Genomic DNA, 22704 nt, shown 5'->3' with positions numbered 1-22704 from the left:
CTCTGCGTCACCTATCCACAGGTTGATTGCGCGTCGTTCCACAGTGATTGTGGAAAAGCGGCGGGTCTCAGGGGCGAGCCCGCCGGGCCTCGTTGCTGGCCGCAACCTTCGCTTAGCGGGTCTGCTCTGAGCCTCAGAAGGACGCACCGCGCTACTCGCTCAGGAATCCCAGCTTCGTCGTCCCGAATCCGTACCGGGTCTCCATCAGCTTCTTCACCGGTCCCATGCCCTCTATGATCATCCTGCCGTCCGGCGTCCCGCAGCGTGTGCCCACCTGCGTCCTGCCGTACTGCAGTTCGGCTTCACGACTGCGCTTGGGACGGGGATCGGGCTCCCACCAGGGGAAATGGGCATACGGCTTGTTGGTCGAGACTTCATGGCGCCAGCACACGAACGAGAGCGTCTCGTTGCCTGCTGCGTCATAGTCGTAGACGCGGTAGGAGCTGTAGCCGCTGGTCAGCGGCGTGAGCTTCAACACACCCTTCTCTACGTATGCACGCAGGTTCTCGGTGTAGCCACCGCTACCGGGAACCGGGCCGAACAGGATCACCCGCGTGAGCCTGCCGTTTGCGTCGTAGTTTTCCTGGCGATTCAGATCCAGCGTGCGCCACTGGCGTTCGTGGGGCTGCTTGGCACCCGGTCCGAAGACCTCGAAGATCCGTCGATGCGAGCGATGGCGATATTCCCGGACGCGGGTGTAGTCGGTGATTCCCTCGAACAGCCCCTTGGCGATTTCTGGTGGCACACGCTCGCCGGGGAAAGTGTAGTTGAGCTTCCCACCTCCATCTCGACTGCGTTGCTCAAAGCTGGGCGTTGCGTCGGACGGAACGATGGAAAAGGACCTGCTCTGGATACCAGTAATGCCTTGCTTATCACTCATCTGAAACGAAGCACCAACGCGGTGCAGGAAATTGGCACCACTGAAGAACAAATCTCCTTGTGCGTACCAAGCACCATCCGTCGCCTCGGTTCCGAAGCCAAGGTCTTCTTGCCCTTCATCCTCTCCGAGCTTGCGCGTAGCCCTCTTGGTCATATCCGAAGCCAAGAAACCATCAGGCCGATAGGAAAAGTACCTCGTAACTTTCCTTACCGCCTCATCGCGAAGCCGTGAACACTGGAATCCCGGCTTATCCGAGACAATCGACCCAGAGCTCTCATTCGCTACTTCTATGCGGCCATCACCATCATAGAGCGCACAGAACGTTGTCGCCCTATGCCCTTTCGCGTCAGTTGTATGAATCGACGTCAATTGACCGACCGAATCATAATCGAGCTCATACGTCTTGTGCAGCTCGAAATACGGATACACGGGCCTCACCGCAGGATGCAGACGCTCAGGAGGTGCTTCGCCAATCAACTTGGATTCCCGCCTTCTCCATTCCTCAGCTCGGCAAATCCGTTGCGCTTGGCCACCGCTTTCCAAGTAGTAGACCGAACCACCATTCGAGTCGAATGGCTCATTCTTCAACTCAGTCAGGTCAGGACCAGTCCTGATCCTTATGTAAGGTTCCGCCTCGTTCGCGCGACTGAGACTGGCGCCCACTGCATCTCCTCCGCCAACCAAGCTCGGCCTGAACTTAACCACCAATCCGTTGCCCTGAAAGCGGCCATCGTCTTCATTGATTGAAATACAACCTGCATGCGCAGCTTGCACAGCGCACAGAGCACCAACCGCAAGCAGGGCTTTCAACAGCAAGCGCTCAATCACACCTTCTCTCCTTGACTCAAAGCAGCATGTCGAATCGAATATGCCAATTCACTTGAACTGCCTCCCTCAACAGGCACGGCTGCAATGATCTCGCTCGGCATCGTGGCAACCGGATCGTCCATGCTGCTCCCCCAAAGCAGCGGCATGGTGACCCAGAAGCCTTTGATCCGTGGGCGTCCAGGCTCGCCCCGGAGAAAGTCTGTTGCCCTACGCACATCGTGCCGACCTACTACACCGGTCACATAGTCGTTAACGACACTAGGCTCCTCCATGAAGTCTGGCTGCAGGTCAGGTGGTTGCGCATACAACATGCGTTTGACGTGCCCCTTGTCATTCAAGCCTGCGGCGGGAAATCCATGAAGCACGGAGTCGTAGCGAGGGAACGAGTCGCGGGGGACATTGGTGAATACACGCTGATAAGCGCCGGAATTTGAATCGGCAAGATTTCTGATGCTTCTCCACGTCTCGGCACTTGCTGGCCTGTCCACCGTCAAGGCTGGCACGTTCTTGTTGAACCAAGGCAGATACGTCCGCGCCGCTTCCGCTGCAGAGTATGACTGCTTCTTTTTCTCCGGCAGCTCTTGAATCTCCTGCCCCAGAAACTTCCTCCACAACTTCAACCGCAGCTCCCGAGCAAACGTTCGGGTTATTACCTGCACGCCGTTGCCCAGATCCATCCGCTTCGCCTCGCCATCAACGATCACCGCGGCGATCTCGGTATCGCCCGTCCCCAGCAGACTGCGGTCATTGCAGTTCGCGCTGCCGATGATCGCCACCGCGTCATCAACGATCAGCAGCTTGGAATGCACATAGCACTGCTCGGTCACCACATACAGGGAGGGGCCATGCTCGGAGCCGATCGTGTGCGGCGGCAGATGATCGCTTCTGCGCGTTTCGGCCAGCACGCCGTAGCTGCGCAGATTCATCACCGACAGGTATTCCTTCCAGCGCCCGGCCTTGACCTCGGCCTGCAGGTCGGCCTCCTCCACGCTGGCCTCGCGGATGTCCTTGTCGCGTGCGATCAATGATCGGCAGATGCGCCGGATCAGGCTGTCGTCACCACGCAGCAGGGTCTGCTGCACCCAGTACTGCTGCTTCACCACGGCACCGTCTGCCAGGCTGCCCTCCGGGTGCACCGGCAGGGTGATGTACACATGGAAGCCTTGCCGGGCCAGGATCGCACGGCGGATGCGCGCGGCCAGGGCGGCCACCAGCGGGTTGCTGGCTGCCGACTTCACTCCCTGCCTGCGCTCCACCACATCCTGCACGATGTCGGCCCTGCCTACCGGGCCGCTCATGGCCACACCGCGTTCCACGTGACCAAGCTTCGCCTTTTCGGCATCCGTCGCATCCCGCCGCTCCCCGCCCTTCACTGCGGTTTCCACCACGCTGCCCGGATCCGCGTCGGACCAGCCACAGTCGGAAATGAGGAACTGCGTTTCCAGATAGATGTAGGCACTGGCCGATGCGATGCAGTTGACCATTGCGTCGAGAATGGAGTGCATCGGCTGCTCACGCTCCCAGTACGGCTGCAGGCAGCTGGCGTCGTCCAGGTTCAGGCCGAGTTCCCTGCACCCCTTCTTCTCCAGCGCATGCAGGGCGGTGCCCGAGGAACGCACGATCTGCACGCTGATCTTTCCCGCCGTGCCGGGCACCGTCAGGTCACCGAACACCGCCTGCATGCCCCCCATGGACTGCAGCCACTGATCGCTCAATGGCGTCAGTTCCATGCCACGCGCCAGGGTGGTCTGCTCGGGCAGCGCTGTGTCGAGCCATTCATTGGTCATGCGAAGGCCAGTATTCAGACCCTTGCGCAGCAGCGAGCCGATGGTCCGGTCGCCGCGCTGGTTCTGCCAGACCATGGCATTCCAGCGGTGCATGAAGTTGCTGCAGATATCGAACACGGCCGGGCCCGCGATCTGCGCGTGCACGTCCTGCCAGGGCATGCGAGGCTGGCGGCCACTGTCGAGCAGCCGCTGGGTGCGATCAACTGGTGTATTGATCCACTGCACCAGCGATTCCCAGTCTCTCTTCGCCTTGTCGATCTTTGCTTCTATTTCGCTGAGTCGGCCTTCGATGTCCGCGCGCAGGCTGCGCGGATCGAGCAGGTAGCCCACCGCTTTCTCTGCGGTCTGGAAGGGGCGCAGCGCTGCCGCCCGGATGTCGTTCTTCTGCTGGTCGAGCCAGCTGCCGAACTTCTTCGCCTGGATGGCGCTGAAGCCTGCCACTGCACGCCCTGCTGCGGCTGCCGCCTCGACCGGATTCAGTTTGATGGCTTCGTCGGCGGCACGGTTCGACGCGGCAATGACATCTGCATATTCCTTGCCGATCTCCTCCAGTGTCGTCTGGATGGCCAGGAACGTGCGCGCGACGGTGCGCTTGACCGCCATCCCCTCTTCCATGCCGGGGATGATCCACTCGGCGATCTTCCTGAGGCCTTCGCGCTCAAGCGCGTCGGGTACGCCCAGCTTGTCCGCATAGTCCTGCAGTTCGGCCAATGCGGCACCGGCATCCCACTGCGCCTTCATCTGGTCCAGTGCGATGGCCATGCCAGGCACATACGCCTGTGCGAAGCCGGGACGGACGCGGCCTGCCGCATCCGGGCTGGTATCGGGCTTGTCCAGCGTGAGCTCCGTCTCATCATCCGTCATGCTCCGATACTTGCTCAGGCAGTTGTTGTAATGGTCATTGATCACGTGCAGCGTCGGGTCGCAGACCACGTCGAAGTTGCCGTCGTCCCAACGGCCATGGGCGACGTCGAGTCCTCCGACGAAGCCGATGCGTCCGTCTACCACCAGGATCTTCTGGTGGTGCGAGAAGGCGATGTTGAAGGCATCGGTGCGGCCGGTCGCCGGGTTGTGCAGGCCCACCTGGACCTGCCCGGGCGTCTTGTCATCCTGCATCTTGTACAGCGCCGTGCGCACCTCGTTCTCGTGGGTGTAGGCGGCCGCCTCCACGCTGTCGTAGAGCAGTACCCGCACATCCACGCCGCGCTGGTTGATAGCGTCGAACAGCAGCTCGCTCAGCCGCGCGGAGTGCGCGTCGCCGCGCGCGTCCATCTCGGTATCGAAGTTCATCTGCCAGTCGGCGATGAAGATGAACTTCTGTGCGCCGCGGATGGCATCGGCCATCGCCTTCATGGCCGAGCGCCCGTCGGTGAACGCGTCGACGCGGTTCCCGTGCCGCACCGGCGCGAACTGACGGTCCGGTGGTGCGTAGTAGTCGCCGCTGGTCGTGCCTTTCTGGCCATCCCTGCAGATGAGAGAGGCGCTCTCGACCCTGCCCCATGCGTTGGCGTCTGCCATGATCAGATCTCCTTGCGCCGGGCCGGGCTGGCGTCGATGTGGGACTGGAACTCGTACTCGGCGCGCTGCCGGTAGGCATGCAGTGCGGCATCGTCAGGCAGGTCGGCCAGACTCTTGCCATAGTTGATCGCCTCCAGCGTGTCCAGGGTTGCCCGCACCCCCGGGGAGCTGCTGTATGGCCGGGGCCGCTGCAGCGGGATCACGTCGATTCCGTGTACCAGGAACAGGCAGCCGGGATGGCGGCCTGCGTCACTCCAGATCCTTGCGCACAGCACATCGTCCAGGCTGACATCACCCTGTGCGTCGGCCTCACCTTCGGCCAGGGTCTCAGCCCAGCGTTCCGGCAGCAGGGCGCTGTCACGCTGCTCATCGTCCAGGGCGCGGTGCGTGCGCACGATCCTCCAGGGCTGCCCGCCCAGCGGCGCACCCTGTGGGCCCGGGATGTCCTGCAGCCTGAAAGCAAGCTTCGGAACCTGCCCGTCCGGCGCGCTGGACGGCATGTCCGGCAGGGGACGGGTCAGCTGCGCCGGGCCAACGAAGGTGCGCTGCCCGGCCTGCACGGTCACCGTGCCGGGGCAGACCAGCACCAGGTTGCCATCTTCCAGCGTAATGCTGGCGCCACCGGCGGTGGCGATGTGCAGGGTGCGCGGTGCGGCAAGCTCCACAGCCCCTTGCCCGCTCGCTGCACGCACGGTGCTGCGCGCCTGCAGGTGGATCGTTTCGGACTGGGCCCGGATGTCCAGTACCTCCTGCCCAGCGACGATGGTCAATGCCGCATCACCAGCAAAGCTGCGGCCACTGGCCGCCAGCATGCCCACCGCCTGCGCCGCGTGCAGGCGCGCACCGCCGGCCACGTTGGCATCGGTGTGCCCGCCACTGGACAGTGCCACATTCCGGGCACCGCCCCAGTGCAGTGCCTGCCCGGCCACCATCATCAGACCGGCCTGCCCATGCAGGCCCAGCGTTGGCTGGCCGGTATGCGGAACATCGCCGGGCGCGGGGCGGCCCTCCTCATCGGCGCTGGCCTGCGCATAGGAAAGTCCGTTCACACTGGCCCGCGCAACCCGTTGCAGACCTGCCACGCCGGTGCTGTCCTCCCGTACTGCGTGGCTGTCCAAGCCAGCCGTGCCGTGCATCGTAGCCGCGCCATGGCTGGACGCGGCCAGGAGGGCGGCCTGCTGCAGCAGCGCGCCGGCCGCAGCCACTTCGCCTGCGGGTGACAGCGCAGCGTGGCCACGCGCGGTCAACCAGACGCCCCGTTCGGCACGCAGCGCGCCCCACGCGTCCGTGCGCAGTTCCGCGCCTTCTCCGCGCAGGGAACCACGATGTTTGTCAGCCATGTGCAGCAGATGACCAAGATTCAGCTCGCTGCTGGCGTGGCTGCTGGCCAGCTGCACGCGCAGCTGTGCGTCGGAATCATCGAAGGCCAGCCGGTTGTAACCCGTTCCGGACCATTCCCGTGACTGGATGCCCCATACCGCCCCGGCATGCCGGTGCTGGTCCTGCCCCGGTGCCATCGCGTGCCAGACAGGCGCATGGCCGCCGGCCGCATTGCCCTGTGCGCTCGGGCGGGAGTCGGTGGCATGCCCGAACAGGCCGCCGCTTTCGTCTGCGGCCGCTGCTCCGGCCGGGGTGCGCGCAACGCCCGCCTCGCCACGGCCGTTGTACAGCGCGCCCAGCACCAAGGGCTGATCGATGTTCCCGTCCAGAAAGCCGATCAGCACCTCCTGGCCGACACGCGGCAGGAACTGTGCACCGACGCCCGGTCCAGCGTAGCGCTGCGCGACCCGCAGCCAACAGGTCGTACCGGCATCTGTGGCGTCCTGTAGATGCAGACGTACCCGTACCCGGCCCAGGTGATCGGCGTACAGAGCGGCATCATCACGGCCATCGCCGGCGATCACCGTAGCGGTCTGATGGCCTGGCGCGAGCGGCCGCGGGTGGATGCGTTCGCCGGTGCCGTCGGCCAGCACGGGCCGCCACGGTCGATTCCGATCGACGGCGCGGAAGCGATTGGCATAACCCAGGGGCGCGGTTGTCTCCAGCGCCACGCCGGGTATGGCTGAACCGGCCTCAAGCCAGCGGGCCGGTGCCGCAGCGCGTGGTTGCTCCGCCCCCTGCGTGATCGGCGGCGGATTGCACCCGTAATGCAGTAGTTCCGTCGGCAGCAGGCTCGGCGTCGAACCAGCGCTCGCGGCCAGAACGCGGATGAAGCGACCGACCTGCAGGCTGCGTACGCTGCCTGCCGCCAGCCAGCCTGCACTGCCGGCCTCGTGCGCTTCAGCTGCTCGCCGCGCGCGACGATACCCCTCATCGGCGCCAGCCAGGGCGTGGGTGCCCACCGGCTCATAGACCTCGCGCGGGCTGTGCCCGGCTTCCTGCAGTGGCATCTGCACATGTCGGACGGTGGCCGCAGGGCCATCGTCGGTGACAAGCGAGAGCCGGCTGCTGCCCAGCCGACGCCACCTGCCCAGCTGCTGCAGGGCATCTGCGCGCTCGGTGGCGTCGTCACGGTGGAAACGGATACCGCCGTCTCGGGCCGATTGTGGATTCTCAGGTTGCACGCTGCTGTCGGCGAACAGCACGAGCGTCAATCCGCCGCTACTGTCGCTCTCGAACGTGCCCGCAATGCCTTCATCGGCCAACAGCCGCTGAACAAACTCAAGGTCCGGCTCCCGATACTGGATGCAGCAGTCGCGCACGGGTGCGGCGGCCAGAGCGGCCAGGGCATCGTCGCTCCAGCGCCAGCGGGCCAGTCCGCTGTGCGTGCCGAACACGTCCTCGACGATGTCCCGGACGGTCCGCTGCTGATGGACACGGCTGCGCCGCGCATGCCGCAGGAACCACGTCCATGGCACGAGATGCAGCCGATAGCGCGCCAGACCGCCGTCTGCGCCAAGGAGGTGAGCGGCGGCGATGTAGCCGCAGCGATGGTGGTCCTGGCCATCATCGAGGCAGGTGACCAGCGCGGCGCTCAGTCCCGGCCAGTCAGCGCATGCCAGGCCCGCATCCGGATGCACGGCATCTACCCAGTAATCGAAACCGTTGACCAGGCTTTCGTGGCCCCACCACTGTTCGACGAACAAGGGAGGCAGGCCCTCAGCCTGCAGCCGATGCAGTTGCCCGTTCGACCCGAGCCCCGCCAGCGGCGCGTGCGCAGCTGCCGTATGTGAAACATCCATGACCTCTCCCTGGCCGGGCGCTCCGCCCCGACGCTCAATGCCTGTGAACCTTCCGGTGGCCACCGCTGCTTCCGGTTTCCGTTCCCCACCCGGCCGTGACGCTTTTTTCACCACCGGCGCAGGAAGCTTGTGGCACAAGCATTGCGAACGTCTATCCACAGGTTCCCGCAGGCCCGATCCACACCCCGTGTGGAAAACCGCGTCGCAGCCCCCGTACTGGCCGTGTGCGCCCCCGCGCGCTACCCTTGTTTCCCCTTGAAGACACTGTGGTGGAAGGCTTCCGCCCCACCTCCAGCAATGAAAAACATCGAGCATCGAGACTTCACCCTGTCGCCGGAAGACAACGCGCGCCTGGCCAACCTGTGCGGCCCGTTCGACGGCCATTTGCGACAGATCGAACTGAAACTCGGCGTGGAGATCGCCAATCGCGGCTTCGTGTTCCGCATCAGTGGACCGAAGGAAGCCAGCGTGGAAGCGCAGAAGCTGATCGAGGCCCTGTACGCCGAAGCCGGCGAGACCACCTTCGACAACCACGCCATCCACCTGCGCCTGGCCCAGGCCAACGTGGAGCAGATCGCCGAACGCTCGTACGAAGCACAGGACGTGGCGATCCGGGTCAAGCGTGGCACCGTGCGCGGTCGCGGCGCCAACCAGGGCCGCTACCTGCACCAGATCGCCACCCATGACATCAACTTCGGCATCGGCCCGGCCGGTACCGGCAAGACCTTCCTGGCCGTGGCCAGCGCGGTGGAAGCGCTGAACGAGTCGCGCGTGCAGCGCCTGATCCTGGTGCGGCCTGCGGTCGAGGCCGGCGAGAAGCTCGGCTTCCTGCCCGGCGACCTGACCCAGAAGGTCGATCCCTACCTACGGCCGCTGTACGACGCCCTGTACGAAATGATGGGCGTGGAGAAGGTGGTCAAGCTGCTGGAGAAGAACGTCATCGAGATCGCGCCGCTGGCGTACATGCGTGGCCGCACGCTCAACGATGCGTTCGTGATCCTGGACGAGGCGCAGAACACCACCATCGAGCAGATGAAGATGTTCCTGACCCGGCTGGGCTTCGCCTCCACCGCCGTGGTCACCGGCGACCTGACCCAGACCGACCTGCCCAAGCATCTGAAATCGGGCCTGCGCGATGCCATCGACGTGCTGCGCGATGTCGAGGGCGTGAGCTTCACCTTCTTCGAATCGCGCGACGTCGTCCGCCATCCGCTGGTGGCCCGCATCGTCAGTGCCTACGACCGCCGCGACCTGCATCAGATCCAACCCGGAGCGACATCATGACCCGTGGTCCCGTACGGCTGGACGTCGCCGTCAGTTACGCCCTGCCCCGCGCCGGACTGCCGGCCGCGGTGAGCTTCCGCAGGTGGGTTGCCGCGGCCCTGAAGGGGCGGATCCGCGAAGCCGACCTGGCGATCCGCGTGGTCGATGCCAAGGAGGGGCAGTCGCTGAACCGCCACTACCGCGGCAAGGACTACGCCACCAATGTGCTCAGCTTCCCGGCCGAAGTGCCCGAAGGCCTGCCCAAGGGCGTGAAGTTCCCGCTGCTGGGCGACCTGGTGATCTGTGCCCCGGTGGTCGAGCGCGAGGCCGGTGAGCAGGGCAAGGCGCTCAACGCCCACTATGCGCACCTCACCGTGCACGGCGTGCTGCACCTGCTCGGCTGGGACCACGAAGACGACAAGGAAGCCGAGGCGATGGAGCAGCTGGAACGCGAGATCCTGGCCGAGCTCGGCATCGCCGACCCTTACGCCGGCGAGCGCTGAGCCCGTCGCCCCCCTGACCGGAAGGCAGCCGAGCCCAGGCTCGGCGCCACCACGGAGTGCCGCTGTGTTCCTGCCCCTGCTGCTTGCCACCTCTGCGTCCGCCGCTCCGCTGGACCTGCCGGCACTGATCGAATGCCGCCAGGACGTGGCCGCCCATGCCGCGCTGGCACCGCTGCTGGCCGACCCGCTGAAAGCGGTCGCCAGCGGCCTGCAACCCCTGCCGCAGGGCAACCGGTTCCTGAGCGAGTACCGTCTGGCGCAGCCCATCACGGTGTTCGGCACCCGCACGGACCGGGTCGCAATGGCCGGTGCCAGCATCATGGCCATCCTCGATGAGGCCGACCCCCGGCCACTGGCCAGGCGGCTCGGGCTGGAGACCGGATACGACCAGGACGGCAAGTTCATGGCGGGGCGCGAACTGGTCAGCCGTGACGTGACCGACCCGACCACCGGCGAGGCGCAGATCGAGTCGATCATCCTCAGTGTCTCAACGGTGGCCTCCCACCCAGGCCGGACGCTGGCCGGCTGCACCTACAGCCTGGACCTGCCCGAAGCACCGGCGTCCCGGCCTGAACTGGCGCCGCCCCCGATCACCGGCCCCGGCAGCGGGGGGCGCTGACAGGCCGCTACATCCTGCTAGACTGGCGCCAACGCCCGGCATGCCGGGTGCCCTTTTTCCAGAGATGTCTGAAGACGACAGTAGTAGCTCCCTGCAGGAGCACAGTGAAAAGAAGCGCGGCTGGCTGGAACGCCTGACGTCCGCGTTCTCCGGCGAACCCCATACCCGCGACGAGCTGGTCGCTGTCCTGCACACCGCGCAGGAAGAGGGTCTGATCGCCGCCGATACCCTGAAGATGATGGAAGGCGCCATTTCGGTGGCCGAGCTGACCGTGGGCGACGTGATGATCTCGCGTTCGCAGATGGTCTCGCTGCCGGTCGAAGCGCCCTTCCTGGAACTGATGAAGCAGGTGGTCGAATCCGGCCATTCGCGCTTCCCGGTGCATGGCGAGAACAAGGACGACATCCTCGGCATCCTGCTGGCCAAGGACCTGCTGCGCGGCGTGGTTGCCGACCACGGCCCGGCTAACGTACGCGAACTGCTGCGCCCGGCGGTGCTGATTCCTGAAGCGAAGAAGCTCAACGTGCTGCTGAAGGAGTTCCGCCTGTCGCGCAACCACATGGCCATCGTGGTCGACGAGTACGGCGGCGTCGCCGGCCTGGTCACCATCGAGGACGTGCTGGAACAGATCGTCGGCGACATCGATGACGAGCACGACGAAGCGGAGGATCCGTCGGCACAGATCGCGATCCAGGCCGACGGCCAGTACGTGGTCGATGCCCTGACCCCGATCGGGGATTTCAACGAGCGCTTCGGTGCCACGTTCTCCGACGAGGACTACGACACCATCGGCGGCCTGGTCACGGAAGCGGTCGGTCACCTTCCGGAGATCGGAGACGAACTGGCGCTGGACCGCTTCATGTTCCGTGTCGCGCGTGCCGATGCGCGCCGGGTACAGGCCTTCCACGTGACGGTGCTGCCACCGGACGCGCAGGACGACGCTTGAAGCGGCGCGGGCTGATCCTCACCCTGTGGCTGGCGCTGTGCATGCTGGCCACGGCCGTGCCTGCCATCGCCTTCGCGCAGGCGACGGCTACAGTCGCCGGAACCCCGGCGCCGCGCATCGGCGTGGTGACGATGCAGCCCGGCACGGTGTTCTTCGAGCGTTTCGGTCATGACGCCATCGTGGTGCTCGATCCGGCCAGTGGTGAGGCAACGTCGTACAATTTCGGCTACTTCGATCCGTCCGAGGATGACTTCATCGGTCGTTTCGTGCGTGGCGACATGATGTATTACCTGGTGGCGCTGCCCCTTCAGCAGGACCTGTCGTACTACGACGAGACCGGCCGCGGAGCGAGCGTGCAGTGGCTGGATCTGCGCCCGGACCAGGCGCGCGCACTGGCCGCCGACCTGGCCGAGCGGGCCAGGCCGGAGAACGCGCGCTACCATTACGACTACTACACCGCCAACTGCGCGACGATGGTGCGCGACACGCTGGACAAGGCGCTGGGTGGTGGACTGCATGCTCAGCTGTCCGGACGCTCGCGCGGTAATACCTACCGCAGCGAATCGGTCCGCCTGGCCTCGCCCGCGCCGTGGATGTGGCTGGGCTTCGACGTGGGCCTGGGCCCGTTCGCCGATCAGCCGCTGTCACGCTGGCAGGAAGCGTTCGTGCCGATGCGCCTGGCCGAAGCCCTGCGCCAGGCGCGCAACAGCGACGGTCGTCCGCTGGTGCAGTCCGAGCAGGAACTGCTGCCGCACCGCATCGATCCGGAGCCCAAGGAATTCCCGCGCCGCTGGTGGCCGTGGCTGCTGTGCGGCCTGGCCATCGCTGCCGGCGTGCTGGCGTTGCGCAACCGGCCGCGCCTGCTGGCCGGACTGGGACTGCCGTTGTGGCTGCTGTGTGCCGTCGCAGGTGGCCTGCTGGTGTTCCTCTGGGGCTTCAGCACCCATTACGCCGCCTGGGCCAACCGCAACCTGCTGCTGCTTTCGCCGTTGTGCGTGCTGCTGCTGCCGGGCGCGGTCCGGCTGCTGCGCCGTCGCCCGCCGGGCCGCATGTTCACGGTCGTGCTGTGGCTGGTGGCACTGCAGGCCCTGGCCGCGCTGGTCCTGCACTGGCTGAGCCTGCAGGCACAGTACAACGTGCAATGGATCGTGCTGCTGCTGCCGATCCATGCTGCCCTGGCCTGGGTGCTGGGGCGCGATCGTCACTTGTCGGATACGCGGCACTGACGCACGATGGCGGGCATGTCACTGCCCGCCTCCGCTGCCGCACCTGCTTCGGCCAATCCCGCCTGCGTCATCAACTGCGTTCACTACGATGAGCAGGGCGTCCGCCATGACATCAGCCTGGACGCCATCAGCGACGTCATCGCCAGCGGCAACGGCTTCGTCTGGGTCGGCCTGTTCGACCCCAATGAAGACGTGCTGCTGAAGCTGCAGGAGGAGTTCTGCCTGCACGACCTGGCGATCGAGGACGCGCGGAATGCGCACCAGCGGCCGAAGGTGGAAGCCTACGGCAACTCGCTGTTCGTGGTGATGACCACCGCGCAGATGGTCGATGAGCGCATCCAGTACGGTGAAACCCACGCCTTCCTCGGGCCGCGTTTCCTGGTGACCGTGCGCCACGGTGCTTCGCTGTCGTATGCACCAGTACGTGCCCGGGTGGAACGCGAGCCGCAGCTGCTGAAGATGGGTCCGTCGTATTGCCTGTATGCCGTCACCGACTTCGTGGTCGACAACTACCTGCCGATCACCAACCGCTTCCGCGACACGCTGGAGCTGCTGGAGAAGGACATCTTCGCCGAGAGCTACAAGCGCAGCACCGTGGTGCGCCTGTACGAGCTCAAGCGCGAGTTGAACAAGATGCGGATGGCCGTGGCCCCCTTGCAGGACGTGCTGGCGCAGCTGCGCCGCTACCAGGGCGAATTGATTCCGGACGAAGTGAAGCTCTACGTCCGCGACGTGCATGACCATGCGGTGCGCATCAGCGACGTGATCGATACCCTGCGCGAGATGCTGGGTACCGCACTGAGCGTGAACCTCTCGCTGGTGACGCTGGCGCAGGGCGAAACCGTGAAGCGGCTGGGTGCGTGGGCGGCCCTGCTGGCGGCGCCGACACTGATCACGAGCTGGTACGGCATGAACTTCAGTCACATGCCGGAGTTGAGCCAGCCATGGGCGTACCCGCTGATGATCGTCGGCGTGGGCGGTGTCTGCGTGGGCCTGTACCGGTTGTTCAAGCGCGCGCGGTGGTTGTAGAGCCGAGCCCAGGTTCGGGCTCGGCTGCTTCTTTACCGTGGCACACGGAATGCATCATCAGGCCACGTAGACGGTCTTGATGTTCATGAACTCATGGATGCCATGGTCCGCCAGTTCGCGGCCGAAGCCTGACTGTTTGCTGCCGCCGAACGGCAGCCGCGCGTCACTCTTGACGATGGCATTGACGAAGGCCGCACCGCATTCCATGCGCTGGGCGAAGGACTCGCCACGCACCGGGTCTCCGGTCCAGACACTGCCGCCCAGCCCGAAGCGGGTGTCGTTGGCCACGCGCAGCGCTTCCTCTTCATCCTTGACCCGGATCACCGCAGCCACCGGCCCAAACAGTTCCTCGTCGTAGGCGGGCATGCCCGGCCCGACCTGGTCCAGCACGGTGGCCGGATAGCCGGCATGCGTGCCCGCAATCGGCTCGCCGCCCAGCAGCACCCGCGCCCCCTTGGCCACACTCGCCTGCACCTGCTTGTGCAGCTCGTCGCGCAGGTCCGCGCGGGCCATCGGTGCCAGCGTGGTCTCGCGCTCGCTGGGGTCGCCATACCGGCGCTGACCAGCGGCCTCGACGAAGCGGCGGGTGAATTCATCGGCCACGCGCTCCACCACGATGAAGCGCTTGGCAGCGATACAGGTCTGCCCACTGTTGTCGAAGCGTGACTTCACTGCGGCCGCCACGGTCTTGTCGAGGTCGGCATCGTCCAGCACCACGAAGGCGTCGCTGCCCCCCAGCTCCATCACCGACTTCTTCAGCTGGCTGCCCGCATTGGACGCGATCGAACGCCCGGCGCGTTCGCTGCCGGTCAGCGTCACCGCCTTCACCCGCGCATCGCGCAGCACCTCGGCCGCCTGGTCGTTGTCGATGTGCAGAACGTCGAACACACCGGCCGGGAGGCCACCGTCGCGGCACACCGCCAGGATCAGGTCCGCACACTGGGGCACGTTGCTGGCGTGCTTGAGCAGCGCCACGTTGCCGGCCATGAAGGCAGGCGCAAGGAAGCGGAACACCTGCCAGACCGGGAAGTTCCATGGCATCACCGCGAACACGCAGCCGATCGGCTCGTAGCGCACGTAGCTGCGCTGTGCCTCGGTATCGATCAGCTGGGGCCTGAGGTAGTCGGCGGCGTGATCGGCGTAGTACTCGCAGGCCGCCGCGCATTTGTCGACCTCGGCCAATGCCTCGGCCTTCAGCTTGCCCATCTCGTGCGTCATCGCCTGCTGCAGCTCGTCACGCCGCGTGCGCAGCTGCGCGGCGATCCCTCGCAGGATGGCACCCCGTTCCTGCAGCGAACGTGCGGCCCAGCCCGGGAATGCGTCGGCCGCGGCCTGCAGGCGCTGCTCGACGTCGGCAGCGCCCATCAGTTCATGGCGGTAGGTCACCTGGCCGGTGGTGGGATCGATGATCTCGACAGTCATGGGGGATCTCCTTCAGGCAGATCCCCAGTGTGCGCCCTTGCCCGTGAGCCGCGCGTTGCCGGATCAGCCGTTGTCCTGCCGCGCCAGCTGCAGGTCGCGCTGGCGACGCTTCTCGGCGCGCGCGTTGATGTACCAGCCGATCACCGCCGCGATCGACACCGCCGATACCAGCAGCGTGGCCAGCGCATTGATCTTCGGGCTGATGCCCATGCGGACCGAGGCGAAGACCTTCATCGGCAGTGTTGTCGAGCCCGGCGTGGCGACGAAGCTGGCCACCACCACGTCATCCAGCGACAGCGTGAAGGCCAGCAGCCAGCCCGCTACCAGTGCCGGGGCGATGATCGGCAGCGTGATGCGGGTGAACACGGTCAGCCGGCTGGCCCCCAGGTCCATCGCCGCTTCTTCCAGCGACAGGTCCATTTCCTGCAGGCGCGAAGACACCACCACGGTGACGAAGCACAGGGTGAAGGTGACGTGGGCGATCCAGATGGTCGCCAGTCCACGCGCCGGGAAGCCCGGAATGGCCCCCATCGAGGCCAGCAGCGCCATCAGCGAGAAACCCAGGATCACGTCCGGCATCACCAGCGGCGCGGTGACCAGCGCGCCGAACAGCGGCTTGCCGCGGAAACGCTTGAATCGGGTCATCACCATGGCCGCCAGCGTACCGAGCACCGTGGCGGTGCAGGCGGTCCAGAACGCCACCACCAGGCTGGTCCACATCGCGTCCATCAGTGCACGGTCGGCGAACAGATCGCTGTAGGCGCGGGTGGAGAAGCCCGCCCATACCATCGCCAGCCGCGAACTGTTGAACGAATAGAACATCAACAGCAGGATCGGCAGGTACAGGAAGGCGAAGCCGAGCAGCAGCACGCCCAGACCCAGGCCCTTGGCGGTACGCGGGCTCATGCCTGCTTCCCTTCCAGCAGGCGCTGCTGGGAACGGTTGAACAGCAGGATCGGCACCAGCAGCAGCAGGATCATCGCCACCGCCATCGCCGAGGCGCCCGGCCAGTTGCGGTTGTTGAAGAACTCGTTCCACAGCTGCCGGCCAACCATCAACGTCTCCGATCCGCCGAGCATCTCAGGGATGACGAACTCGCCGACCGCCGGAATCATCACCAGCATGCAGCCGGCGATGATGCCGGCCCTGGACAGCGGCAGGGTGATGCGCAGGAAGGCCTGCCACGGCTTCGCACCGAGATCGTAGGCCGCCTCCAGCAGGCGGTGGTCATGCTTGACCAGGTTGGCGTACAGCGGCAGCACCATGAATGGCAGATAGCAGTAGACGATACCGATATAGGCCGCGGTCGGCGTATCGATCAGCTGCAGCCTGGGCAGCCCCATGCCGGTCATCAGCGTCTGCAGACCGGTGAACTGCAGGAACTGGTCGAGCAGGCCGTTGCGGTCCAGGATCGCCTTCCACGCGTACACGCGGATCAGGAACGAGGTCCACGACGGCAACACCACCAGCATCATCGCCACGTTGCGCGCCGCCGGCGACAGCCGGGCGATGGCATAGGCCATCGGGTAGCCGATCAGCAGGGTCAGGAAGGTGGAGATCGCTGCGATCTTGATGGAACTCAGGAACGCCTGGGCGTAGATCGAATCGCGGAACAGCGCCAGATAGTTCTCGAGGTTGAGCTTGAGCGAGAACCCGCCGTCCACGTACTGCAGCAGCCAGGTGTACGGCGGCGAGCCGACACGGCTGTGCGAGAAGCTGATCATCAATACGATCAGGAAGGGCACTGCGAAGAACAGCAGCAGCCACAGATACGGGACACCGATCACCGTGGCGCGCAGTCCCGGCAGCCAGCGCTTCAGCCCGGCGACACTCATGAGGTCAGCACCACGCCGTCATTGTCGCGCCAGTGCACCCACACGCTGTCACCCCAGGTCAGGCCATCGCTGGCCCAGCGCTGCGAATTGGCGAAGTTGGCCAGCACCTTGGCTCCACTGGGAAGGCGCACGTGGTAGACCGAGTGACTGCCGAAGTAGGCGATGTCCTCGATCACACCCTGTGCCTTGTTGGTGTGCCCTTCCGGCTCGTCCTTGCCGATCATCACCTTTTCCGGGCGCAGCGCGAATGCGACCGGCTGCCCTTCATATCCAGTGATGCCATGGGCGATGTAGATCGGCGCCGGGAACAGCGGCGATCGTACGGTCACATACTCCGGCAGGTCCTCGTCGATCACGCCGTCGAACAGGTTCACCGAGCCGATGAACTCGGCGACGAACCGGTTGGCCGGCTGCTCGTACACTTCGTCCGGCTTGCCGACCTGCTGGATCCAGCCCGCATCCATCACCGCGATGCGGGTGGCCATGGTCATCGCTTCTTCCTGGTCGTGGGTGACCATCACGCAGGTCACGCCCGACGATTCGATGATGCTGACCAGTTCCAGCTGCATCTGCGAGCGCAGCTTCTTGTCCAGTGCACCCATCGGCTCATCCAGCAGCAGCAGCTTGGGGCCCTTGGCCAACGAGCGTGCCAGCGCCACGCGCTGCTGCTGTCCGCCGGACAGCTGATGCGGCTTGCGCTTGCCGAGGTGGCCCATCTGCACCAGCTCCAGCATTTCGCCGACGCGCCTGCCGATCGCATCCTTGCCCAGCCCGTCCTGCTTGAGGCCGAACGCGATGTTCTGCTCGACCGTCATGTGCGGGAACAGGGCGTAGGACTGGAACATCATGTTGACCGGCCGCTGATAGGGCGGCAACGCGTCCAGACGCTGCCCATCAAGGGTGATACTGCCCTTGGTGGGTGTCTCGAAGCCGCCCAGGCAGCGCAGCAGGGTGGATTTGCCGCTGCCGGAGCCGCCCAGCAGGGCAAAGATCTCGCCCTTGCGCACATCCAGATAGACGTCGTCGACGGCGACGAAACCGTCGAATTCCTTGCGCAGGTCACGAATGGAGAGATAGCCGGGCGCACTCACCGAATCAACGGCGGCGGCTTCCGGCTGGGCTTCAACGGGCATGGGGGCTCCGGGAGCGGGCGGTGGACAGCGGGCGCCATTCTACCGGCCAGGGGGCGATGACGGTATGACGGGGTATGGCGAGCGGCCGTTGCCCGCCGGGCATGGCCCGGCGCTACCGGAGCCAGGCCATGCGGGTAGCGCCGGGCCATGCCCGGCGGAGAGGATCAGCGAACAGCCACCGGCGGCGCCTCCTGCCAGCCCAGCCCCAGGCTCTTCTGCAGCGCCACGTACCGCACCAGCAACTGCAGCCGCGCCTGGGCGGCGGCATCCTGCGCCTGCAGCCGCTGGCGCTGCACGTCCAGCAGATCGATCTGCGAGGTGGCACCCGCCTGTCGACGCTGGCTCATCAACGCCAGCGAACGGTCCGCCGAAGCCTCGGCGCGGACACTGGCCTGCAGTTGCTGCCGGGCCGCACCGAAGCGCGCCAACGCGGTGTTGGCATCCTGCAGTGCAGCCAGCACCGTGCCCTCGTAGGCCGCCAACCGGGCCTCATTGCCGGCCCGAGCCTGGGCCACACGGGCCTTGTTCACGCCGAAGTCGAACAGCGACCAGCGCAGGAACGGGGCGACGATGGTGGCGGCTGAATCCCGCCCCAGGTCGGAAACCGAGGTGGCGCCCGCGCCGATGCTGCCCAGCAGGGTCACCTGCGGAAAATACGCCGAGATCGCCTGGCCGATCTGCGCCGAGGATGCCGCCAGCTCGCGCTCAGCCTTGCGCACATCCGGCCGGCGCTGGATCAACGCGCCCGCATCGTCCACCGGGACGCTGGCCGGCAGCACCGGCAGCGGCTGGTCTGCCGCCAACCGCGCATCCAGCGCCCCCGGCTCGCGGCCTACCATCAGGGCCAGCACATCCCGGGCTTCGTCGGCCTGTGCCTGTAGCGGCGGCAGCGCAGCCTGCTGCTGTTGCAGCTGGGCCTGCGCGCGCTCCACCTGCAGGTCCGAATCCGCACCGCGTTGGCGACGCTGACGGGTCAGCTGCAGGCTTTCATCGGCGGCTCGGAGGTTGTGCTCGGCCAGGGCGATACGCTCGCGGCTGCTGCGGTAGCCGAGGTAGACCTGGGTCAGTTCCGCGGCAAGCTGCACCTGCGCATCGGCCAGTGCTGCGGCGTTGGCCTCGGCTTCGGCGGCGGCCTGCTCGGCCGCGCGGCGTCGGCGGCCGAACAGGTCCAGTTCCCAACTGGCGTCGAAGCCCGCCACGTACAGCTCGGTGTCCAGATCGATATCGGCGAACTGCTGGCGCAGCTGCGCCGCCTCCTGCGGACGGCCGTTGGCCTCGGCCACGCCGGCGATGTTCTCGCCCAGACCGCGCACGCTGTTTTCCAGCGAATCCGGTGCCTTGATGTTGGCGTAGCCCGCCGCCGCGCCCACGCTGGGCAGCTGCTCGGCGCGGCGCTGTCGCTGCAGCGCGCGCGAGGCCAGCAGCTTGGCTTGGGCGGCGCGCAGGTTGGGGCTGTTGCGCAGCGCTTCGTCCACCAGCTGGTCCAGCAGCGGATCGTTGAGCGCGCGCCACCACTGGCTGGGCGGGCTGGCGGGCTGCACGCCGGCCTGCACCGCGCGTGGAAGCTGTGCCTGCGCGGTAGCGACCGTGGCCACGTCCGGTTTCACGTAATCCGGCCCCACCATGCAGCCCGCCAGCAGCAGCGGCAGGGTGGCCGGACATAGCCGGCGCAGAAGGAGGGAAACGGGCAAGGTCGTCGAAGTCATCAGTGCATCGCCAATGGAACGCCCTTGGGCAGGGGCTTGAGCAGGAAGACCAGCGGCAGGGTGGCCACCACGATCAGGCCGAAGATCCAGAACAGGTCGTTGTAGGCCATCACCATCGCCTGCATCTGCACCGTCTGCGCCAGCACGGCCATCGCCTGGGTCGCGTCGCCCAGCTGCTGGCCGTAGGCATGCAGCGCGTCCTGGGCGATGGTCGAGTTTGCAGTAACGCTGCTGCCGATCGCATCGATGTGCAGGGTGGTGCGGCGTTCCTGGAAAGTGGAAATGATGGCCAGCCCGATCGAGCCGCCGAGATTGCGCGCGGCGTTGAACAGGCCGGACGCATCGCTGGTGTACTCGCGCGGCACCGAGGTGATGGCCGCCTGGTTCAACGCCATCATCGCCAGCGCCAACCCACAGCCCTGCAGCAGCTGGCCTATGACGAAGTGCGGGCCGATGCTGTCCGGAGTCAGCCCCAGATTGACGAAGCAGGCAGCGGCGAAGCACAGCATGCCGCCGAACACCATGATGCGTACGTCGACCGTTTCCAGCATCTTCGGCATCAACGGCATCAGCAGGATGGTCGGCAGGCCGGCCAGCAGCAGCACATAGCCGGCCTGTTCGGTGTTGTAGCCGGCAATGATCGCCAGGAACTGCGGGATCATGTACATGACCCCGAACAGGATCATGCCCACCGCCATCACCATCACGAACACCGCGCCGAAGCTGCGCTGGAACAGGATGTTGAGGCGGATGACCGGGGCCTTGCTGGTGAACTGCGACAGCGCGAGCAGCGCGAAGCCCAGCACCGAGACGATGCTGAGAACCACGATCATCGTCGATTCGAACCAGCGCTCGCGCTGGCCGTCTTCCAGCACCACGGTAAGCGCGGACAGGCCGGCGGTCATGCCGACGATGCCCAGCCAGTCTGCGCGCAGCAGCCCACCCCAATCAGACGTTTCATGCGGAAGGCCGAGCAGCAGCAGGGCAACCAGGCCGGCGCAGATCGGCACGTTGATGAAGAACGCGTAGTGCCAGCTGACGTTCTCGGTCAACCAGCCGCCCAGCAAGGGGCCGATCACCGGGCCCAGGATGACGGTCATGCCGAACAGCGCCGTGCCCAGCGGCTGCTGCTTCGGCGGCAGCCGCGTGCCGACGATGGTCAGCGCGGTCGGGATCAGCGCACCACCGGCAAAACCCTGCCCTACCCGTCCGGCGATCATCATCGGCAACGAATCGGCCAGGCCGCACATCACCGAGAACGCAGTGAACAGCGTGGCGCAGATCAGCAGGAAAGTGCGCAGGCCCAGCGTGCGCACGAACCAGCCGGTCAGCGGAATCATCACGATTTCCGAGACAAGGAAGGCTGTGGAGATCCAGGTGCCTTCGGTGCCGCTGGCACCCACTTCGCCCTGGATGGTGGGCAACGCAGCGTTGACGATGGAGATGTCCAGCGTAGCCATGAACGAACCGATGGTGCCGGCCGCCACGGCCAGCCAGGCCGCGGCATCCGCCTTGCCTCCGGCGGCAGGTGCTGCATGGGCACGGGTGGCGTTCATCGCGCCGGCGCGGCCATGGCCTCGGCCTCGTCCTGGGTGCGCTCGCGCGCATCCTTTGCATTGCGGGTATCGACGGTCACTTCCACCGACATGCCCGGCACCAGCACCTTGCGTGCTTCAGCACCTGCGTCCACCCGGATGCGCACCGGCACGCGCTGCACGACCTTGGTGAAGTTGCCCGTGGCGTTCTGTGGCGGCAGCAGCGCGAACTGCGAGCCGGTACCCGGCGAAATGCTCTCCACCGTGCCGCGCAATGGGGTGCCTGGCAACGCATCGACCTTGATTTCGGCCGCCTGGCCGGCGCGCATCAGGCCCACCTGGGTTTCCTTGAAATTGGCGACGAGGTACAGCGAAGCAACCGGCACGATGGTCATGGTGCGGGTACCGGCAGCAACAAACTGGCCGACCTGCACGGTCCTGTTGCCGACACGGCCATCGATGCGGGCGCGCAGCTCGGTGTCCTCAAACGCCACTCTGGCCTGCGCAGCGTCGGCCTGCGCCTGCTTCAGTCCGGCCTGGGCCTGCTCGAGCTGGGCCTGGCTGGCTTCGATCTGGCTCTGCGCGCCCTGGATCTGTGCCTTGGCCGCATCGTACTGGGCCTGGGCGCGCTCGACATCGTGGCGCAGGCTTTCAACGTGTTCATGGGTGTCCGCACCACTGGCCGCCAGCGGGGTGAAGCGCGCCAGCTCTGACCGGCCGAAACGCAGCGAGGCGGCGGCCGCGGTGAGCTGGGTGCGTGCCTGCAGCAGGCTGGACTGCTGGCCCTGCACCCCAGCGGCAGCAGCGGCGATGTCGGCTTCGCGCACGGCGATCACGGCCTCGGCCTGGTCCAGCGTGGCACGGTAGGTGCGCGGGTCGATGCGCAGCAGCGGTTCGCCGGCCTTGACCCACTGGTTGTCCTGCACCAGCACTTCGGTGACGTAACCGTTGATGCGCGGAGCGACCGCGACAGCGTCGGCCTGCAGATAGGCGTTGTTGGTGTCCTGCAGGTAGCGGCCGACCAGCAGGTGGTAGATCAGCCAGGCAACCAGGGCGATGACCACGACGACGCCGATGATGGCCAGCGTCCAGCGCACCTTGGGGTTCTTCAGCGGCGAGGGCTTGTCCTCGGTGGAAGGCGTTTCGTCAGGGGCGGCGTCGGCGCGCTGGGGCTGTTCGGTCATTGTCTGAAGGCGGTGGTCGGTGCCATACGGGACGGTAGGGGAAGCGATGCGGAGGCAAGGTGAAAAAAAAAACGGAGGCCATTGGCCTCCGTTTCCTGTGCGCTGACG

Annotated in this window: 16 protein-coding genes; 6 read left to right on the top strand and 10 right to left on the bottom strand. The window is 66.0% G+C overall.

Going from position 1 to position 22704, the window contains the following annotated elements; genetic code table 11:
- Nucleotides 1–151: 151 nt before the first annotated feature.
- The 3 genes from ACX9OW_RS01530 to ACX9OW_RS01520 all read right to left on the bottom strand — a co-directional run bounded on the left by ACX9OW_RS01530 (nt 152) and on the right by ACX9OW_RS01520 (nt 8195).
- Nucleotides 152–1708: a hypothetical protein gene (locus tag ACX9OW_RS01530; RefSeq protein WP_459061805.1), complete on the bottom strand. Its 1557-nt coding sequence runs from the start codon at nt 1706–1708 to the stop codon at nt 152–154.
- Nucleotides 1705–4578, bottom strand: coding sequence for a phospholipase D-like domain-containing protein (locus ACX9OW_RS01525; protein ID WP_459061804.1), 2874 nt, complete (start codon nt 4576–4578; stop codon nt 1705–1707). Before ACX9OW_RS01525 ends, ACX9OW_RS01530 begins: the two co-directional genes overlap by 4 nt.
- Nucleotides 4579–5015: 437 nt before the next feature.
- Nucleotides 5016–8195: a type VI secretion system Vgr family protein gene (locus ACX9OW_RS01520; RefSeq protein WP_459061803.1), complete on the bottom strand. Its 3180-nt coding sequence runs from the start codon at nt 8193–8195 to the stop codon at nt 5016–5018.
- A 297-nt stretch (nt 8196–8492) separates the two neighbouring features.
- Here ACX9OW_RS01520 and ACX9OW_RS01515 point away from each other — a divergent pair, with 297 nt between their 5' ends.
- The 6 genes from ACX9OW_RS01515 to ACX9OW_RS01490 all read left to right on the top strand — a co-directional run bounded on the left by ACX9OW_RS01515 (nt 8493) and on the right by ACX9OW_RS01490 (nt 13781).
- Nucleotides 8493–9479, top strand: a complete 987-nt coding sequence (locus ACX9OW_RS01515) for a PhoH family protein (RefSeq protein ID WP_459061802.1) — start codon at nt 8493–8495, stop codon at nt 9477–9479.
- Nucleotides 9476–9961, top strand: a complete 486-nt coding sequence (ybeY, locus tag ACX9OW_RS01510) for an rRNA maturation RNase YbeY (RefSeq protein WP_053516586.1) — start codon at nt 9476–9478, stop codon at nt 9959–9961. Before ACX9OW_RS01515 ends, ybeY begins: the two co-directional genes overlap by 4 nt.
- A gap of 64 nt (nt 9962–10025) precedes the next feature.
- The gene (locus ACX9OW_RS01505; RefSeq protein WP_053516584.1) at nt 10026–10580 is read left to right on the top strand and encodes a hypothetical protein; all 555 of its coding nucleotides are present in this window, start codon (nt 10026–10028) and stop codon (nt 10578–10580) included.
- Nucleotides 10581–10644: 64 nt separating this feature from the next.
- Entirely contained in the window at nt 10645–11526 is an 882-nt protein-coding gene (locus ACX9OW_RS01500; protein WP_053516583.1) for an HlyC/CorC family transporter, read from the top strand.
- Nucleotides 11523–12752, top strand: a complete 1230-nt coding sequence (locus ACX9OW_RS01495) for a lipoprotein N-acyltransferase Lnb domain-containing protein (RefSeq protein ID WP_459061801.1) — start codon at nt 11523–11525, stop codon at nt 12750–12752. Before ACX9OW_RS01500 ends, ACX9OW_RS01495 begins: the two co-directional genes overlap by 4 nt.
- Nucleotides 12753–12758: 6 nt before the next feature.
- Nucleotides 12759–13781 carry a magnesium and cobalt transport protein CorA gene (locus ACX9OW_RS01490; protein ID WP_053516581.1) on the top strand — a complete coding sequence of 341 codons (1023 nt, stop codon included), beginning with the start codon at nt 12759–12761 and terminating at the stop codon, nt 13779–13781.
- Nucleotides 13782–13838: 57 nt separating this feature from the next.
- Here ACX9OW_RS01490 and ACX9OW_RS01485 read toward each other — a convergent pair whose 3' ends face one another.
- The 7 genes from ACX9OW_RS01485 to ACX9OW_RS01455 all read right to left on the bottom strand — a co-directional run bounded on the left by ACX9OW_RS01485 (nt 13839) and on the right by ACX9OW_RS01455 (nt 22596).
- The gene (locus tag ACX9OW_RS01485; RefSeq protein WP_459061800.1) at nt 13839–15203 is read right to left on the bottom strand and encodes an NAD-dependent succinate-semialdehyde dehydrogenase; all 1365 of its coding nucleotides are present in this window, start codon (nt 15201–15203) and stop codon (nt 13839–13841) included.
- Nucleotides 15204–15266: 63 nt separating this feature from the next.
- Complete coding sequence (locus tag ACX9OW_RS01480) at nt 15267–16109, bottom strand: ABC transporter permease subunit (RefSeq protein ID WP_005415928.1); 843 nt, start codon at nt 16107–16109, stop codon at nt 15267–15269.
- Nucleotides 16106–17038 carry an ABC transporter permease subunit gene (locus ACX9OW_RS01475; RefSeq protein ID WP_053516578.1) on the bottom strand — a complete coding sequence of 311 codons (933 nt, stop codon included), beginning with the start codon at nt 17036–17038 and terminating at the stop codon, nt 16106–16108. The genes ACX9OW_RS01480 and ACX9OW_RS01475 overlap by 4 nt, the downstream gene beginning before the upstream one ends.
- On the bottom strand, nt 17035–18171 hold the full coding sequence (locus tag ACX9OW_RS01470; protein WP_459061799.1) for an ABC transporter ATP-binding protein: 1137 nt from the start codon (nt 18169–18171) through the stop codon (nt 17035–17037). The genes ACX9OW_RS01475 and ACX9OW_RS01470 overlap by 4 nt, the downstream gene beginning before the upstream one ends.
- A gap of 164 nt (nt 18172–18335) precedes the next feature.
- Complete coding sequence (locus tag ACX9OW_RS01465) at nt 18336–19877, bottom strand: efflux transporter outer membrane subunit (RefSeq protein ID WP_459061798.1); 1542 nt, start codon at nt 19875–19877, stop codon at nt 18336–18338.
- Entirely contained in the window at nt 19877–21433 is a 1557-nt protein-coding gene (locus ACX9OW_RS01460; protein ID WP_253119062.1) for a DHA2 family efflux MFS transporter permease subunit, read from the bottom strand. The genes ACX9OW_RS01465 and ACX9OW_RS01460 overlap by 1 nt, the downstream gene beginning before the upstream one ends.
- On the bottom strand, nt 21430–22596 hold the full coding sequence (locus ACX9OW_RS01455; protein ID WP_459061797.1) for an HlyD family secretion protein: 1167 nt from the start codon (nt 22594–22596) through the stop codon (nt 21430–21432). Before ACX9OW_RS01455 ends, ACX9OW_RS01460 begins: the two co-directional genes overlap by 4 nt.
- Nucleotides 22597–22704 lie beyond the last annotated feature (108 nt).

Source organism: Stenotrophomonas genospecies 5 (assembly GCF_054473825.1).
Note: the sequence above shows the minus strand (reverse complement) of the source record. Positions and strands in the feature narration are given on the sequence as shown.

What these genes read in the sequence shown, in the direction of transcription:
- ACX9OW_RS01520 (WP_459061803.1), bottom strand. Translation starts at nt 8,195, where the DNA reads ATGGATGTTTCACATACGGCAGCTGCGCACGCGCCGCTGGCGGGGCTC.
- ACX9OW_RS01515 (WP_459061802.1), top strand. Translation starts at nt 8,493, where the DNA reads ATGAAAAACATCGAGCATCGAGACTTCACCCTGTCGCCGGAAGACAAC.
- ybeY (WP_053516586.1), top strand. Translation starts at nt 9,476, where the DNA reads ATGACCCGTGGTCCCGTACGGCTGGACGTCGCCGTCAGTTACGCCCTG.
- ACX9OW_RS01500 (WP_053516583.1), top strand. Translation starts at nt 10,645, where the DNA reads ATGTCTGAAGACGACAGTAGTAGCTCCCTGCAGGAGCACAGTGAAAAG.
- ACX9OW_RS01490 (WP_053516581.1), top strand. Translation starts at nt 12,759, where the DNA reads ATGGCGGGCATGTCACTGCCCGCCTCCGCTGCCGCACCTGCTTCGGCC.
- ACX9OW_RS01485 (WP_459061800.1), bottom strand. Translation starts at nt 15,203, where the DNA reads ATGACTGTCGAGATCATCGATCCCACCACCGGCCAGGTGACCTACCGC.
- ACX9OW_RS01480 (WP_005415928.1), bottom strand. Translation starts at nt 16,109, where the DNA reads ATGAGCCCGCGTACCGCCAAGGGCCTGGGTCTGGGCGTGCTGCTGCTC.
- ACX9OW_RS01475 (WP_053516578.1), bottom strand. Translation starts at nt 17,038, where the DNA reads ATGAGTGTCGCCGGGCTGAAGCGCTGGCTGCCGGGACTGCGCGCCACG.
- ACX9OW_RS01470 (WP_459061799.1), bottom strand. Translation starts at nt 18,171, where the DNA reads ATGCCCGTTGAAGCCCAGCCGGAAGCCGCCGCCGTTGATTCGGTGAGT.
- ACX9OW_RS01465 (WP_459061798.1), bottom strand. Translation starts at nt 19,877, where the DNA reads ATGACTTCGACGACCTTGCCCGTTTCCCTCCTTCTGCGCCGGCTATGT.
- ACX9OW_RS01460 (WP_253119062.1), bottom strand. Translation starts at nt 21,433, where the DNA reads ATGAACGCCACCCGTGCCCATGCAGCACCTGCCGCCGGAGGCAAGGCG.
- ACX9OW_RS01455 (WP_459061797.1), bottom strand. Translation starts at nt 22,596, where the DNA reads ATGACCGAACAGCCCCAGCGCGCCGACGCCGCCCCTGACGAAACGCCT.